Source organism: Streptomyces tyrfis, assembly GCF_037034285.1.
Taxonomy (GTDB): Bacteria; Actinomycetota; Actinomycetes; order Streptomycetales; family Streptomycetaceae; genus Streptomyces.
The window spans coordinates 34,883-50,921 of the sequence record NZ_JBAGJZ010000019.1; the positions used below are offsets into that span (position 1 = coordinate 34,883).

13 protein-coding genes and 1 pseudogene are annotated in these 16,039 nt (G+C 73.8%); 4 read left to right on the forward strand and 10 right to left on the reverse strand.

Features of this window, described 5'->3' with window-relative positions; genetic code table 11:
• Positions 1 to 160: 160 nt before the first annotated feature.
• From WA762_RS16565 to WA762_RS16610, 10 genes are all read right to left on the reverse strand, one after another.
• Positions 161 to 547: a hypothetical protein gene (locus WA762_RS16565; protein ID WP_335936497.1), complete on the reverse strand. Its 387-nt coding sequence runs from the start codon at positions 545 to 547 to the stop codon at positions 161 to 163.
• Positions 548 to 778: 231 nt separating this feature from the next.
• Entirely contained in the window at positions 779 to 1,369 is a 591-nt protein-coding gene (locus tag WA762_RS16570; RefSeq protein ID WP_335936498.1) for an NADPH-dependent FMN reductase, read from the reverse strand.
• Positions 1,370 to 1,467: 98 nt separating this feature from the next.
• Positions 1,468 to 2,655, reverse strand: coding sequence for an FAD-dependent monooxygenase (locus tag WA762_RS16575; RefSeq protein ID WP_335936499.1), 1,188 nt, complete (start codon positions 2,653 to 2,655; stop codon positions 1,468 to 1,470).
• A gap of 1 nt (position 2,656) precedes the next feature.
• A complete protein-coding gene (locus tag WA762_RS16580; RefSeq protein WP_335936500.1) occupies positions 2,657 to 4,297 on the reverse strand; it encodes a dihydroorotase in 1,641 nt (546 codons plus the stop codon).
• A complete protein-coding gene (locus WA762_RS16585; RefSeq protein WP_335936501.1) occupies positions 4,285 to 5,556 on the reverse strand; it encodes an acyl-CoA dehydrogenase family protein in 1,272 nt (423 codons plus the stop codon). The genes WA762_RS16580 and WA762_RS16585 overlap by 13 nt, the downstream gene beginning before the upstream one ends.
• Positions 5,529 to 6,581 (reverse strand): PrpF domain-containing protein, encoded by a 1,053-nt coding sequence (locus tag WA762_RS16590; protein ID WP_335936502.1) that lies wholly within the window; start codon positions 6,579 to 6,581, stop codon positions 5,529 to 5,531. Before WA762_RS16590 ends, WA762_RS16585 begins: the two co-directional genes overlap by 28 nt.
• Before the next feature lie 163 nt (positions 6,582 to 6,744).
• Positions 6,745 to 8,649 (reverse strand): asparagine synthase (glutamine-hydrolyzing), encoded by a 1,905-nt coding sequence (gene asnB, locus WA762_RS16595; protein WP_335936503.1) that lies wholly within the window; start codon positions 8,647 to 8,649, stop codon positions 6,745 to 6,747.
• A gap of 203 nt (positions 8,650 to 8,852) precedes the next feature.
• A complete protein-coding gene (locus WA762_RS16600; RefSeq protein ID WP_335936504.1) occupies positions 8,853 to 9,815 on the reverse strand; it encodes a PLP-dependent cysteine synthase family protein in 963 nt (320 codons plus the stop codon).
• A gap of 53 nt (positions 9,816 to 9,868) precedes the next feature.
• On the reverse strand, positions 9,869 to 10,681 hold the full coding sequence (locus WA762_RS16605; RefSeq protein WP_335936505.1) for an HpcH/HpaI aldolase family protein: 813 nt from the start codon (positions 10,679 to 10,681) through the stop codon (positions 9,869 to 9,871).
• Positions 10,678 to 11,538, reverse strand: a complete 861-nt coding sequence (locus tag WA762_RS16610) for a TauD/TfdA dioxygenase family protein (protein WP_335936506.1) — start codon at positions 11,536 to 11,538, stop codon at positions 10,678 to 10,680. The genes WA762_RS16605 and WA762_RS16610 overlap by 4 nt, the downstream gene beginning before the upstream one ends.
• A gap of 687 nt (positions 11,539 to 12,225) precedes the next feature.
• Here WA762_RS16610 and epsC point away from each other — a divergent pair.
• The 4 genes and pseudogenes from epsC to WA762_RS16630 all read left to right on the forward strand — a co-directional run.
• Positions 12,226 to 12,765 (forward strand): annotated as a pseudogene (gene epsC / locus WA762_RS16615) (serine O-acetyltransferase EpsC); the annotation flags it as partial.
• Positions 12,766 to 13,091: 326 nt separating this feature from the next.
• Positions 13,092 to 13,592: a DUF2975 domain-containing protein gene (locus tag WA762_RS16620; RefSeq protein ID WP_335936508.1), complete on the forward strand. Its 501-nt coding sequence runs from the start codon at positions 13,092 to 13,094 to the stop codon at positions 13,590 to 13,592.
• Position 13,593: 1 nt separating this feature from the next.
• On the forward strand, positions 13,594 to 13,878 hold the full coding sequence (locus WA762_RS16625; RefSeq protein WP_335936509.1) for a helix-turn-helix domain-containing protein: 285 nt from the start codon (positions 13,594 to 13,596) through the stop codon (positions 13,876 to 13,878).
• A gap of 252 nt (positions 13,879 to 14,130) precedes the next feature.
• The gene (locus tag WA762_RS16630) at positions 14,131 to 15,996 is read left to right on the forward strand and encodes a non-ribosomal peptide synthetase (RefSeq protein WP_335936510.1); all 1,866 of its coding nucleotides are present in this window, start codon (positions 14,131 to 14,133) and stop codon (positions 15,994 to 15,996) included.
• The last annotated feature ends 43 nt before the right edge of the window (positions 15,997 to 16,039 follow it).

Here is a 16,039-nt window from a genome sequence, read left to right on the forward strand (position 1 = left end):
CCCGGTCCGGCACGGGCCGTCGACCGCCGCGAGGCGGGGCGGCCGGTGCCGGCCAGGGGCCGGGGCCCCCGGATACGGAAAGGTTCACCTTCCGTACCCGGGGGCCCTTCGGCGTGTCCGGGGCGTCGCACGGTCCGGTCCAGGGGCGGGCGGTCCCGGCTCAGGGGCGTGCGGCCGGGGCCGGCCGTACCGTGGGCGCGTCGCCGCCGAGGAGCGGGGCGAGATGCGCCGGGTCGAAGTTGACGGCGCTGCACCAGCGGCCCGCCCCGAGGCAGAACCAGACCTCGCTCACGATCTCGCCCACCGGGTTCTCGCCCTCGACGACCTCGTCACCGAGCCGCCAGCCCTCGGCCCGGTGGCGGGTGACGCCGTCCGGAAGCAGCAGCTCGACGACCGGGCTGTCCAGGGACGGGCCGGAACGGACGTTGGCGTCCCGCCAGATCGCGCCGATGTCGAGGGGGCCGGTGCGGGCGGGACCGGTGCCGGCGGAGGCGGCGTCGACGGGGGCGGTGCCGCCCGGGCCGCTGGGGCGAGGGGTGTCGGTCATGGGAGTGTGCCCTTTCTGGAACACGATTCCTGGACGGATGGGTCCAACGGACGGGTCCAACGGATGCGACTGACAGTGCGACTGACGGATGCGACTGACAGATGCGACTGACGGATGCGACTGACAGATGCGACTGACGGATTCGACTGGCCGCCGTGCGTGCGGAAGGGCCACCGGGCGGGTTCGTTCTCGGGGACTCGGAGACGTCGAACGGATTCGTTCTCGGAAACGTCAGGCGGCCGCGGGCACGGCGCCGGGAACGCGGGCGGCGGCGCGGATGCGGGCCATCCACAGCACCTGGCCGACGATGTCGACGAGGCGTTCGTCGTCCGGGGAGGTCGGGGTGGCGCCGTCGGGCAGCGGGGCGGGCGCGGCGGAGACGGCGGCGGCGAGCGGGGTGGGCCAGGCCCGCAGGGCGTGGCTGATCGTGCGCAGGGTGGAGAGGGTGGAGACCGCTCCCTGCGCGCCCGACCCGACGGCGACGCAGCCCACCGGGCGTCCCTCCAGATAGGGCAGGGGGCCGTCGATGTCGTTGACGTAGTCGAGGGCGTTCTTCAGCAGCCCGGAGAGCGTGGCGTGGTAGGTGGGCGAGACGAGGACGACACCGTCGCAGCGGCGCAGTTCGTCGAGGTAGGACGCCACTGGAGGGTGGGTGGCGGCCAGTCCGGGGCGGTAGGCCGGGAGGTCGATGTCCGCGCCGGTGAACACGGTCGTCGTCGCGTCCCGTTCGGCGCAGCGCCGCGCACACCACTGGGCGACGCGGTCGCTGGTCGACCCGGGGCGCAGCGATCCGCTGACCAGGACTATGTGGGGTGTGGCCATGATTGCTGCACCTTCCAGGTGGTCGGGTGGTCAGGTGGGCGGGACGGCTCTCGGGCGGCGGACCGGTTTGGAACTCGGGCGGCGGCCCGGTTCGGAAGTCAGGCGGCGGCCCGGTTCGGGGGCCGCCAGCCGAGGACGTCTCCGAGGCCTTCGTCCTTGCGTCCGCTGGTTCTCATGCGGGTGTTGCGGAGGTGCTCCTGTCGCGCGTCGGCGCCCTGGTCGAGCTCGCCCTGGCCGCGCGAGAGGAGCACGACGGCGCTGGTGCGGGGCAGGCGGTCGCGTTCGTACGCGAGCAGCGCGCCGGGGACGTCCTCGGCGCCGGCGAGCGCGTCGGCGAGGACGACCGCGTCCTCCAGCGCCGTGTTGGCACCCTGGCCCAGGGCCGGGACCATGGGGTGCGCGGCGTCCCCGAGCAGGGTGACCCGGCCGTCCGTCCAGCGGGGCGCGGGATCCCGGTCATGGATGTCGGTGACGACGACGTCGTCGGGGTCGGCCTCCGCGACGGTCCGCGCGACGGGTGCGTACCGGTGGCGCAGGAGGCGGCCGAGGTCCGCCAGCGCGCCGTCGGGGCCCTTCGCGGGCCACTCCCCCGCCGCCGCGGTGATCTTCGCGGTCCAGTAGAGGCGGCCGCCGCCGACCGGGGCGATGAAGAGTTGGACGCCCCGGCCGTTGACCACATGGGAGTGCGGGCCCAGGTGGGTGTCGGGGGCGTGTCCGCGTACGGAGGTGTAGCCGCGGTAGCGGGGCGCGCCGTCGCCGAGCAGATGGTGCCGGATGCGGGATCTGAGGCCGTCGGCGGCCACCAGGGCGTCCGCGGCGAAGGTGGTGCCGTCGGAGAGGCGGACGTGCACGGCTCCGGGCGGGTTGTCGTAGCCGACGACCGCGGTGGCGAGTTGAACGGTCGCGCCGCGCTGGACGGCCTCCTTCAGCAGGGTTTCGTGGAGGGCGGCGCGCAGGATCGGGATGTGGGGGGCGTCGTGGTCCGGGCCGCCGCCGCGGCCGAGGGGTTCGCGGGCCAGGACGTCGCCGTCCGCGTCCATCAGGACCCGGACGGCATCGGGGGCGAGGACGTTGCCGGCCGCGCGGACCCGGTCGCCGAGGCCGGTGCCGATGGCGTCGAGGGCGCGGACGCCATTGGGGTAGAGCATCAGTCCCGCCCCGGCGCGGGCGATCGCGGCGGCGCGTTCGACGACCGTGACGTTCATGCCGTGCCCGGCCAGCGCGGCGGCCGCGGCGAGGCCGCCGATGCCGCCGCCCGCGACGACGATGGAGTGCGTGTCGGACATCTCAGGCTCCGGTCGGGTTGATCGTCGGCGTGGGGATGGTCGGCGTGGTGGTGGTCGGCGTGGTGGTGGTCGCGGTGACGAGGCCGGCGGGCACGGCTCCGGGGCCGGGGGCGACGGGAACGGGAACGGGTGCGACCGGGGCGACCGGGGCGGCGGGGGTCAGGTGGCGGCCGTCGTAGGCGCCGAAGGCGCCGGTGGCGCGGTCGTAGACGGTGCGGCCGGCGCGCAGCACCTGGTCGACCCGGCCGGTGAGGGTCCAGCCCTCGTACGCGGACCAGCCGCATTTGCTCTGCACGTCGTGGGCGGACAGCATCCAGTGCGCGTCGGCGTCGAAGAGGACGAGGTCCGCGTCGGCGCCGGGCCGCAGCCGCCCCTTGCCGGGCAGCCGGAACAGGTCGGCGGGCCCCTCGGCCAGCAGGCGTACCAGCCGGGTGACGGCGGTGTCGGGGTGCTCGTGCGGCCGACGGCGGCGCATGCCGGTCCAGACGGCCACGGCGAGTTCCTGCACCCCGGGCAGTCCGGGCGGCGACTGGCTGACGGTGCGGGTCTTCTCCTCGACGGTGTGCGGCGCGTGGTCGCTGCCGAGGGTCGTGACCTGCCCCTCGTACACCGCCTCCCACAGGCGGTCCTGGTCCTGCTGGGTGCGGATGGACGGCGAGAGCCGGGTGCGGGCGCCGAGGCGGCGGGTGTCGAGATCCGTGAACGAGAGGTGGTGGCCGGTGACTTCGAAGGTGACGGGCAGTCCGGCGGCGCGTGCCGCACACACCAGGTCGGCCTCCTCGGCGCTGGACAGGTGCAGGATGTGGGCGCGGGTGCCGTGGACCCGGACCAGTTCGATGACCTTGGAGACGGCGATGATGCCCGCGCTGCGGGGGCGGTGGGCGGCGTAGTCGCGGTACGCGTCGGGCTCGCCCCGCCAGCCGTCGAGCAGGGCGAAGACGTTGTCGTCCTCGGCGTGCAGGACGAGTTGGACGTCGGCGTCCGCGGCGGCGGCGAAGGCGCGGCGCAGTTGGCCAGCGTCCCGGATCACGGTGGGCGCGGTGTGGTGGCCCGCCATGAAGATCTTGGCGCTGGTGGCGATGCGCGGGTCGAGGCCCCTGAGCGCCTCCGGGCGGTCCGGGTGGACGCCGATGTGGAAGGCGTGGTCGACCAGGGAACTGCCGTGCACCAGGGCCGCCTTGGCCAGGACGTCCTGTTCGTCGAGGGTGGGCGGGAGTGTGTTGGGCATGTCGACGACGGTGGTGACGCCGCCGCGCACCGCGGCGCGGCTGCCGTGCTCCCAGTCCTCCTTGTGGGTCAGCCCCGGGGTGCGGAAGTGGACGTGGGAGTCGATCAGGCCGGGCAGTACGTAGCGGCCGCCCGCGTCGATCCTGGGGGTGCCGGCGGGCGCCGGGTCGTGGTCGTGGAGGCCGGTGACGCGGCCGTCGCGGATCGTCAGGTGCCCGGCGCGCACCCCGTCGGGGGTGACGATCCGGCGACCGCTGACGACGAGGTCGGGGGCCCGGGCGGGGCCGGGAGCGGAGACCTGCGCGGGACCGGGGACCGGGCCGGGAACAGGGGCCGGGGCAGAGCCGGGAACAGGAGCCTGGTCGGGAACCTGGGCAGGACCGGGAACCTGGACGGGGCGGGTCAGCTCGGCCATGACGCCGCCAGGATGTCTCGGCACAGATCGTTGGTCGGCCCCATCAGGGAGACGCCCCGGGCGTCCGCGAGGAGCCGGTTCAGCGGGGTTCCGGTGAGGTAGCCGGAGGAGCCGAGCATCCTGGCCGCCTGGAGGCAGATCTCCTCGGCGGTCTCGGACGCGTGCAGCTTGCTGTGCAGGGTGGTCAGGCCGGGGTTCTCGGTGATGCGGGCGCCGGCCAGTTCGACGAGGCCCCGGGCGGACTCCAGGCGGGTCGCGAGGGCCGCGAGGCGTTGCCGCACCGCGGGCAGGGCGAGCAGTCCGCGCCGCTGGGCGTGGTCGAGGGCCAGGTTCAGGGCGGCCTGGGCGATGCCGATGGAGACGGCGCCGAGGGTGGCGCCGCTGGAGCGCACGCCGGAGATGATGGCGGCGGCCCGGCCGGGCGGTCCGAGGCGGGCGTCGTCGTCGACCACGCAGCCCTCGAAGGAGATCAGGCCGGTGGCGGAGCCGCGCATGCCGACGAGGTCGAGGCCCAGGTCGGGGACGATGCCGGGGAGGTCTGCGGGCACGAGGAAGAACGTCTGGCCGGGTGCTCCGTAGCCGTCGTCGTCGCCGTCGAGGCCGCGGTCGTGGTGGCCGTCGCCTCCGCCGTCGTCGGCGTCGCGGCCGCTGTCCTGGCCGCTGCTGTGGCCGCTGTTGTGGCCGCTGTCGAGGCCGCGGCCGTCGGCATCGTCGTCGTGGTGGCCGTCGTGCGTCACCGCCCGCGCGGGTCCGGTCCGTACGAGCAGGAGGTAGAGGTCGGCGATGCCGGCGCCGGTGGTGAACGACTTGGCCGCGTCGATCCGCCACCTGCCGTCCGTCTGCCGTACGGCGGTCGAGGAGAGGTTCTGCTTGGCGGCCCCCGCTCCCGTCTCGCTCCATGAGGAGGCGGCCAGGCAGCTGCCGTCGGCCAGGGCGGGCAGCAGCCTGGCGTGCTGCTCCGGGGAGCCCCATTCGGTGATCCGGGCGCTCACCGCGAAGTGCTGGAACGCGATGATGGCGAGGGACGGGTTGACCTCGGCGAGCCGGGCCACCACCCGGTTGACGTCGGTGGCGGTGCCGCCCGCGCCGCCGTACGCGCGCGGTACGGCGGTGGCGAGCAGCCCGGAGCGGCGCAGTTCGGCCAGTGCCTCGTGGTCGGGCGCCGCGGTGGTGTCGGTCCGTTCGGCGGACTCGCGCAGCCGTGCCCGCAGGGCGGGTGTGACGCGGGTGCTCACGCGGCCGTCGACAGTGCCAGGCATTGGGCCACCTCCTCGAATTGCAGATGCCGTAGCGGGTCGATGACGAAGGAGCCCTGGAAGCTGACGTGTTTGCCGGCCACGGTCGCCCACATCAGCGCGCCGCCGGTGTCGTCGTCGCAGGTGACCGAGGTGACGGCGGTCCGGCCGCCGGGGGTGAGGATCTCGACGAGGCCGTCGGCGGCGCCGCTCTCGCGGGCGATGTGCCAGGGGATGGTGTGCGGGACGCGGACGGCCGTACCGAGGCAGACCGCACCGGTCAGGGCGATGGTGGGGTGCCAGCCGGGCACGGACACCGCCCGTGCCGCGAGCGTGGCGCGGGCGGCCGGAAGGATCGCGGCGACCTTGGGGAAGGCCCCGCCGGGCGCCCAGCCGAGGTGGTCCGCCGCCGCGTCACGGATCCGGCGCAGCCGTTCCAGCAGCTCGTCCCCGGCGGCGAAGAGCGGTTCCGCGTCGGCGGTCCCGAGGGTGCGGGCGTCGACGAAGGCGTAGGCGTTCCCGGAGGAGACCAGGGAGACCGGCAGCGGCTGTCCGTCGACGTCCAGCCGGGTGACGGCCTCGCCGGTCATCAGCAGCTCGGCGAAGGGCACCGGGCTCGGCCGGACGAACTGGACGGTGAACGTGGCCCGGTCGTCCTCGACCCGGTCCGTCTCCAGGACGACGCTGTCGCCGTTGTTGAGGACCCGCACCCGCACCCGGGTCCGCGCGGTGAGGCGGGGCAGCATGCCCGCGCGGGCGGCGGCGGTGACTGCGGCGAGGATGGAGTGTCCGCAGGAGCCGCGCAGTTCGAAGTGGTCGGGGGCGTCGGGCAGGGCCTGCACGAAGCGGTAGTCGAGGTCGAACATCGGGTGCGGGGAGGGCTTCACCAGGGCGATCTTGAGAACGTGGGAGCCGCCGGCGGCGGCGAGGTAGCGGCGGATCTCCGCGAGATGCTGGAGCAGTCGCGGTTCGTCGTCGGGCAGCCGTTCCGCGTCGAGCACGCAGGTCGGACAGGGGCTGCCGGCGGCGTAGGCGAGGTGGCCGATCACGCGGGCACCGCCGTTCCGCCGAGTCGCCGGGCGGCCGTTCCCGCGTCCGCCGCTCTCTCACCGCGGCCGGAGGTCGTGCGGGCGGTCATACGGGCGTCCGCCGCTCTCTCGCGCCGGCCGGTGGTCGTACGGGCGGTCGCCGTTCCCGCGTCCCGGCGGGCGGTCATGCCGGTACCGCCGATCTCTCGTGCCGCCGGGCGGCGGTGGCGGCGGTCGTGGGCAGTTCCGGGCGTCGGCGGTGGAAAAGGTCGTGCCACACCTCGTGGACGAGGAGCGCCCACAGGGTCAGCGCGGTGGTGTCGTCGGGGTGCCCGGCCTGGGCGGTGAACAGCGCCTCCACGGCCTCGGGCCGCAGTGCGCCGCCCGCCCGCAGCCGTACCGGAGCGAGGTGGTCGCGGGCGTACTCCCACAGCGGGGTGCCGGGCGCGAGCATCGCCGTGACGGGAAGGGTGAACGGCTGCTTGGGCCGGGCGAGGACGCTGGGCGGCACCAGGCCCTCGGCGGCCGCGTACAGGGCGCGTTTGACCTGTCCGTCGCGGATGCGCCGGTCGTCGGGGAGGATGTGGGCCGCGGCGACGACCCGGGGCTGACAGAACGGCAGCCTGACCTCGACGGAGTGGGCCATGCTCAGATGGTCGACCCGGCGCAGGTGGTAGGCGGGGAGCCGGTGGGCGAGCTCGAAGCCGATGATGCGTCGCAGGGCCGTCCCGGGGCCGTGGAGCAGCTCGTGCCGGGCGCCGGCCGGCAGCGGGTCGACGGCGCGTACGTGGTCGCGATAGGCGTCGGTGTAGAGGGCGGTGCGGCGGGCGGCGGGCAGAACGGCCAGCGCGTCGAGGTAGCGGCCGGTCCAGTCGGCTCCCGCGGCGTCGGCCTCGACCGCCGCCCGCATGCGGTCGTAGCCGCCGAAGAGCTCGTCGGCGGCGTCCCCGGTGAGGGCGACCTTGAAACCGGCCTCGTGGACCGCCCGGAACAGGACGTGGGTGCTGAGGGTGATGGGGTCGGCGTTGGGCTGGCCCAGGTGCCACACCGTGTCCTCGATCAGTTCGGGGAACCGTTCCGGGTCGGCCACGATCTGGTGGTGGACGGTGCCGGCGCGCTCGGCGGCCTCGCGGGCGAAGTGCCGTTCGTCGTGGGGCCATCGGCCCCGGTAGGCGATGTTGAACGAGTGCAGCGGCCGGTGACGGGCGGCGAGCGCGGTGACCAGGCTGGAGTCCAGTCCGCCGGAGGTGATCACGGCGACGGGCACGTCCGCGACCAGCAGGCGGCCCACCTCCTCGTCCAGGATGCGGCGCAACTCCGGTGCCTCCCCGCCGAGATGACGCCCCGGCGCGCCCGCGGCCCGCTCCTCGGACACGGGTGCGGTCACGGGGGTGGGCGCGGACGCGGGGCCCGGAGCGGCCGGGGGTGCGGCGCGGCGGGTGAGCCGCGGGGTTCCGCCGTAGGCGCACACCAGAGTGGTGGCGGGCGGCAGGGCCCGGACGCCATGGAACATCGTCTGCTCGCCGAAGGGCGTCTTCAGCGCCAGGTAGGCGTCGAGGCCGGGCGTCCAGACGCCGGGCGGCGCGGCGCCGAAGCCGAGCAGGGCGGGGATCTCGGAGGAGAAGTGCAGGGAACGGGCCGCCGGGTCGAAGCGGTAGTAGAGCGGCTTCATGCCGAGGTGGTCGGTGGCCAGGAGGAGCCGGGGTTCGGCGCGGCGGTCGAGCACGGCGAGGGCGTACATGCCGTCGATGTGGTCGGTGAGGGCGTCCCCGTACTCGGCGTACAGGGCGGGCAGGATCGTGCCGTCGCAGCGGTCGGGGAAGGTGTGGCCGCGCTGTTCGAGCCTGCGTCGCAGTGGGCCGTGGTTGTAGATCTCGCCGTTGAACACGATCTGGACGCGGTCGTCGGCGTGGTACGGCTGTCGGCCGCCGTCGAGGTCCATGACCGCGAGCCGGTTGTTGCCCACGCCGCCGTGGGGGGTGTGGTGGCTTCCGGTGCTGTCGGGGCCCCCGTGGCGCTGGAGGGCGGCGACCGTGCGCATCTCGTGCGGGGTCGCGGTCGTGTGGAAGTAGCCGTAGATCCGGCACATGCCAGCCTTGTCCTTCGCTGCGGGTCAGGTGCGGGGGGTCGGAGCGGGGGTCGGGTACGCGGGTCGGGGGTGGGTACGGGGCTCGGGTGCGGGGGTCGGGGTTGAGTACGCGGGTCGGGTACGCGGGTCGCGCGGAGAGGGGCGGTGCGGCTCCGATACGCGAGGCGGGTGCGGCTCGGGCAGGGCGGGGGGCGGGCCGCGGCTCAGTCGCGGGAGAGCGACAGATAGCGCTCGCCGGTGTCGGGCAGCACGGTGACGATCGTGGCGGGCCCGTCGGCCGGCCGTTTCTCCGCGACGAGGCGGCAGGCGTGGACCGCGGCTCCGGAGGAGACGCCGACCGGCAGGCCGGTCGCGGCGGTGATCTCGCGGGCGGTCTCGGCGGCGGCGGCGTCGGTGACGGCCACGACCTCGTCGATGAGGTGGACGTCGGTGATGTCCGAGACGTATCCGGCGCCGATGCCGGGGATGCCGTGCGGTCCGGGCTCGCCGCCGGACAGCACGGCCGAGCGCGCCGGTTCGACCGCGACGACGTGAAGTCCGGGGCGGCGCTCCTTGAGGTGGCGGGCGAGCCCGGTGAGGGTGCCCCCGGTGCCGACGCCGCAGACCAGGACGTCGATGTCGCCGCCGGTGGCGTCCCAGATCTCGGGGCCGGTGGTCTCCTCGTGCGCGCGGACGTTGGCGGGGTTCTGGTCCTGGTGCGGCAGCCAGGAGCCGGGGGTGTCGCGTTGCAGCTGCTCGGCGTACTGCCAGGCGGCGGGAAGCCCCTCCTCGTGGGGGAAGAGGACGACCTCGGCGCCCAGGGAGCGCAGCAGCAGCCCGCGTTCCTCGGTGGCGTTGTCCGGCATGACGATGACGCAGCGGTGGCCGCGGGCGGCGCACAGCGCGGCCAGGGAGATGCCGGTGCTGCCGGACGAGCACTCGATGACGGTGCCGCCGGTGGCGGGCACCAGCCCCTCGGCCTCGGCGCGGCGCAGCATGTACAGCGCGGCACGGTCCTTGACGCTGGCGAGCGGATTGAACATCTCCAGTTTGGCCAGGAGCCGGATGCGCGGGGACATTCCGCGCGGCCGGAGCCGGAACAGCGGGGTGTTTCCCACCAGGTCGTCGAGGGACTCGGCCACGGCGCGGGGGGTGCTCGCGCGGAGCGGAGCGGTTTCGGTGGTCACGGGTTGCCAACTCCTCGTTCGTTCACGGAGGCCGTCGCGAGCGGCGGCCGGGTTCAGGCCACGAGCGGGCCGCCCGCGGCGGCGAGGTGGGCGGCGGCGGCCTGTTGCAGATGGGTGATGTCGCTGGAGACGGTGGCGAAGGTGAAGCCCTCGTTCAGGCGGCGGGCCGCGCTCGCGCCGTCGAGGCAGTGGATGCCGCAGGCGATGCCGGCCCGTTCGGCGGCGTCCGTGATGGTCTTGAGCGCGTCCTCCAGCGCTCCGGTGACGGCCGGGTCCCCGAAGTGGCTCGCGCCGAGGGCGATCGACAGGTCGGCGGGTCCGACGTAGACGGCGTCCAGGCCGGGGGTGGCGCAGATGGCTTCCAGGTCGCCGAGCGCGGCGGCGGTCTCGATCATGACGATGCAGGCGATCCGGTCGTCGATCTCGGCGGGCACGGAGCCCAGGCGCAGTTCGGCCCGGACGGGTCCGGCGAGGCTGCGGGTGCCGGTGGGCCAGTGGCGGCAGGCGCGTACGGCGTCGAGGGCCTGCCGGGGCGTCTCGACCATGGGGACGACGACTCCGTACGCGCCGGTGTCCAGGGCGGCGCCGATCGCGACGGGGTCGGGGGCCGGCACCCGGATGACGCCCGCCGAACGCCCCCTGGCGTCGACGGCGAGCATCGCGCTCTGCCAGCCGGGCTGGTGGATGACGCCGTGCTGGCCGTCGACGCCGATGTAGTCGTAGCCGAGTCCGGCGATCCGTTCGGTGGCGACGGGGTTGTCGCAGGCGATCCAGTAGCCCACCAGGCGACGGCGGGCGCGCAGCCGGGCGGCGAAGTCGGCGGGTCGGTGGGGGTCCGGCCGGGAGGAGTGCGGCGGGGTGCTCACTCGCCCTCCTCGATGGCGTAGCCGGTCTTGCCGTCGAGTCCGTAGGGGACGTCGCCGGTGATCGAGACCCGGTGCAGGATCCGCTGGTGGTGGTCGTAGTCGTTGACGGCGTAGTGCTGGGTGCTGCGGTTGTCGAAGACGAGGACGTCGCCCGGACGCCAGGTCCAGCGCGCGGTGTTCTCCGGGCGGCGGACGTAGGACTGCAGGACGTCGAGGATGGGCCGGGACTGCCGCAGGTCCATGCCGACCAGGCGCTGGGCGAACCCGCCGAGGAACAGGCTCGGTTCGCCGGACTCCGGGTGCACCCGCACCACCGGGTGGGCGGCCTCGTAGCGCTTGGCGAGGAACGCGCGGCGCACGCGTTCGCCGCGTTCGGTGCCCAGCCGGGGCTGTTCGGCGTGGTTGGTGTGCACGGCCCACAGGCGGTCGGCGATGTCGCGGAGTTCGGCGGGCAGGTCGCGGTAGCCGGCGGCGCCGTTGGCGACGAGGGTGTCTCCGCCGTAGGGCGGCAGGACGACGCCGCGCAGGGTGGTGCCCAGCGACGGTGTGACGGTGAAGCTGATGTCGGTGTGCCAGTGGTCGGCCCGCTGGTCCTCGCCGTCCACGGGGATCACCTGGGGCGATCCGTCGACGGTGCGCATCATGGGGTGCTTCTGCGTGAGGGGGCCGAAGCGGCCGGCGAACGCCAGCTGATCGGCGTCGGTGATGTCCTGGTCCCGGAAGAAGAGGACCTTGTGCGCGAGAAAGGCTTCGTGAATCTGCTGGAACACGGATTCGCTCATCTCGCTGCTCAGGTCGATTCCCGTGACCTCAGCGCCGATCTTTCCGCCGATTCTTCGTACGTCGAATGCGGGCACGGAATTTCCTTCCGCGTGGGGATTTCGATGTACAGGACGCGCCGAGCAAACCATGGGCGGCACAGAGCGGCAACCGTTGAGTGCACGGTACGGCGACTTCACCAACTCACCGGAAAAATGGCCTGGTTCTTGTGCTGGGTGGGCGCGGAACAACCGGGCGGGCTGGGGTGCGGCTCGCCGCGCGGCTGCCGGTGCGGCCGCGGCACGGCTCGCGGCGCGGGTCGCGGCACGGCTCGCGGCACGGGTCGCGGCACGGCGCGCGGTGCGGGTCGCGATGCGGGTCGCGGCACGGCGCGCGGTGCGACAACCGGTGCGGATTGTGGCGCGGCTATCGGTGCGGATCGTGGCGCAGCTCGCGGCGCGCCTCATGGCGCGACTTGTGAAAGTCGCGGTCGGCGTGCCGGGGAGCTTGCCCGCCCGGCAATGCCGTGGTCGGATCGACCACGCTCGCACGGCCTGTACGTGCGTCCTCCGCACATGTTGTTCGCGCAGATTGTTCACGTGTGCTCTGCGCGCGGCCTCCTTGTTTCCATACTTCCCCGCGTTTCCATACCCCCCGCCCCGCGCCCCTGTTCCGCTTTCCCGCCCCGGGCTCTGCTTTCTTCCTTTCTGTGGTTCTTTTCTTGTCACTTGTTTCCTGTTTTCTCTTCTCCGTTTTCTGTGTTCCCGTTTCCGGGAGTCGTGGACATGCCCGAACCGAACAGATTGCTGTGTACGTTGCGCGAGGACCTGGACGTGATCGTCGAACGGGATCCGTCGATCCGTTCCCGGTTCGAGGGGGTGTGGCATCCCGCGCTTCCGGCCCTGTGGGCGCATCGTTTCGCGCATCGGCTGTACCGGCGCGGCCATCGCCTGACGGCGCGCGTCGTCGCGTACGCCGCCCGCCGTCACACCGGGGTGGAGATCCACCCGGGCGCCGTCATCGGCAGGCGCGTCTTCATCGATCACGGCTCCGGCGTCGTCATCGGCGAGACCGCGCGCATCGGGGACGATGTCACGCTCTTCCACCAGGTGACGCTGGGGGCGGTCGGCTGGTGGAGCGACAACCGTCTGCCGCCCGGCGCCCGCCGCCACCCGGTGGTCGGCGACCGCGTCATCCTGGGCGCCAACGCGACCGTGCTGGGCGCGGTCACCATCGGGGACGACGCCCTGATCGGCGCCATGGCCACCGTGACCCACGATGTGCGCCCGGGAGCGCGCGTCTACGCCCCGCCGCCCGTGACCCGCGAGCACGGCGAGACCGCCGTGGCCCGTGACGACCACGGCGGCCACGACGGCCACGACGACACCGGCCCCCGCGAACCCACCGAGCCCGCCCGGGCCGACGCGCCCCGGGAACCCACCGAAGCCGCCCCGGGCGGGACGCCCGGTGAGCTCCGGGAAGAGCGGCCCCGCGATCCCGGCGTACCGGCCCAGGACCCCGCGCGACTGCTCGCGCCGGCCGAACACCTGTGATCCGTCAAGCGCGTTGGCGGGCGGCAGGCGAGACGAGCTACACGGGACGCCCCGGCGGATCGATTGACTATCGATAGATATCGATCGACAATCGATATATGAATCAACTCTTCACTGTCGCGCTCCGGGCCGTTGTCGTCGCAGCGATCACGCTTGGCCTCTTCGGCCAGTTCGTGGTCATCCCGGCCACGGCGGCCGATGAAGTCGACCGCTTCCCTCCCTACGCCCCGTTCGCCGCGCCCTATGCGACCGTGGCGATCATCGGCGTCGCCTGCGTCCAAGTGGCGCTGGTCGCGGTGTGGATGCTGCTCACCATGGTCCGACGCGGCGCGATCTTCACCCAGAGTGCCTTCCGCTGGGTCGACACCATCATCGGCTCCTCGGCCGTGGCGACGCTGTTGGCGCTCGGTGTCACCGGGCATCTCGCACTGGCCGAGATCCCCACTCCCGACGACGACAACATGGCCGTCATCAGCGCCCTGGCCGCCGCGCTGGCGAGCGTCGGCGTGGGGGTCGCGTTCATCATGCTCGTCGTCGTCATGCGCGGTCTGCTGCGCAAGGCGACGGATCTGGAGACCGAGATCGCCGAGGTCGTGTGAGATGGCGATCGTCGTCGACCTGGACGTACAACTCGCCAAACGCAACATGTCGGTCGGAGAGTTCGCCGCCGCCGTCGGCATCACGCCGGCCAACATCGCCGTGCTGAAGAACGGGCGTGCCAAGGCGGTGCGGTTCACGACGCTCGACGCGATCTGCCGCATCCTCGACTGCCAGCCCGGCGACGTACTGCGCTGGATCCCGGACGACCAGGACGACGCGGGCGACGGGGACTACGGGAGCGGCGCTGCGAGCCGCGAGAGGAGCGGCGCCGGGCTCGCCGGCTGAACATCCGCGAAGGCCCGCCGCGACCCGCCACGACGGGCCCGGCACCACAGTCCGCCGCCACGAGTCGCCGCCACGGGCCCGCCACGACGACCCACCGCCACGGCCGGCCGCGCCGGCCGCCTCCGCGCATGGCAATCCAGGAGATGCAGCGCACCGCGGCCTTCTGTGAACGTGGCGCAGGACCGGAGGTGCGCCGCCTCCCGGGCGCCCGCCCGCGCACGCGGCCACGGCAGAGCGGATTGGACTGACGCGATGGTCTCCACGAATTCCGAGGGCGTCACCTCGGTGCAGCGGCGCTTCGCCGAGCAGGCGCGCCGCACTCCCGACGCCGTCGCCCTGTCCTCGGGCGGGACGTCGCTCACCTACCGGCAGCTCGACGCGCGGGCCAACCGGCTCGCGCACCGGCTGATCGCCCTCGGGGTGCGCCCGGAGGAACCCGTCGCGCTGCTGATGGAACGTTCGCCGGAGGTCGTCGTCTCGATCCTCGCCGTCGTCAAGGCGGGCGCCTGCTACCTGCCGCTGCACAGCGCGTACCCGCCGGAGCAGATGCGCCGGATCGTGGAACGCGCCGGCCGTCCCCTGGTGCTCACCGACGCGGTGATGCGCGAACGGGCCGAGGCGCTGGGGACCCGGACGCTGGAACCGGCCCGTGACGAGGTGCTCGGCTCCCCCGGCTCGCTGCCCGACGACGATCCGGAGGTGGCCGTCGACGGCGACGCCACCGTCTACGTCATCCACACGTCGGGCTCCACCGGCGACCCCAAGGGCGTCGCGGTCACGCACCGCGGTGTGCTCGGCCTCGCCGCCGACTCCTGCTGGGACGGCGAGGGCCAGCGGCGCGTCCTGTCGGTGGCGCCGTACGCCTTCGGGGTGTCGACGTACGAGCTGTGGGTTCCGCTGCTGCGCGGCGGGCGCCTGGTCGTCGCCCCGCCCGGCGACCTCGATCTGCGCACGCTGCGCGAACTCTTCATCCGGGAACGCATCACGGCCGTCCATCTCACGGCGGGCCTGTTCCGGGTCTTCGCCGAGGAGGCCCCGGAGAGCTTCGCCTCCCTGTCCGAGGTGCTCACCGGCGGCGATGTGATCGCCCCGACCGCGGTTCTGCGGGTGCTCGAAGCCTGCCCGGGGCTGGTGGTGCGGGCCATGTACGGGGCGACGGAGGTGTCCTCGTTCGCCGCGCAGGCGGCCCTGACATGCGCCGAGGACCTGGCGCTGGGCGTGCCCGTGGGGTGGCCGCTGGACGGCGTCGACGCCCGTCTGCTCGACGAGCGGCTCGCGCCGGTCGCGGACGGCGAGGTGGGCGAGCTCTGCATCGGCGGCGACCGGCTGGCCGCCGGGTACTTCCGGCGCCCCGATCTGACCGCCGAGCACTTCGTCCCCGATCCGGTCGGCGGCCCCCGGGACCGCCTGTACCGCACCGGCGACCTCATGCGGCGCAACGCGGCAGGACTGCTGGAGTTCGCCGGGCGCACCGGGGACCTGGTCAAGATCCGCGGTTACCGGGTGGAGCCCGCCGCCGTGGAGCACGCCCTCGCCGCGTTGCCCGAGGTGGCCCACGCGGCGGCCGTGGTCCGCGAACCGAGCCCCGGGGACAAACGGCTGACGGGCTACGTCGTCCCGCGTACGCCCGGCTGCGACGTCCGCGCCCTGCGCGCGGCCCTGGGCGAGATCCTGCCCGAGTACATGGTCCCGGACACGATCGTGGAACTGTCCGGGCTGCCGCTGACCCCCAACGGCAAGCTCGACCGTTCCGCCCTCCCCGAGCCCGTCGGCACGGCCTCGGCCGCCGGCACGGCCGCGTACGGCGAACCGGGCGAGGGCGGCGAACCGGGCGAGGGCGCGGACGGCGAACCGGACAGGGCCGCAGGCGCCGAGCCGGACGGCGAGCGGCGGCGTCACCTCGGCCGCATCTTCGCGGGCGTCCTGGGGGTGCCGTCGGTCGCCGCCGACGACAACTTCTTCGACCTGGGCGGGCAGTCCCTCCAGGCCATGCGCCTGGTCTCCCGGGTCGAGTCGGAGCTCGGCGTCGAGATCTCCGTCGGCGAGGTGTTCAACCACCCCACGGTAGCCGAACTCTCCTCCAGGGTCGGCCAGTTGAGCTCCTCCGCCACCCGCTGAACCACCACCCTCCGAACCGCCCACCGACCGAACCGCCGAACTG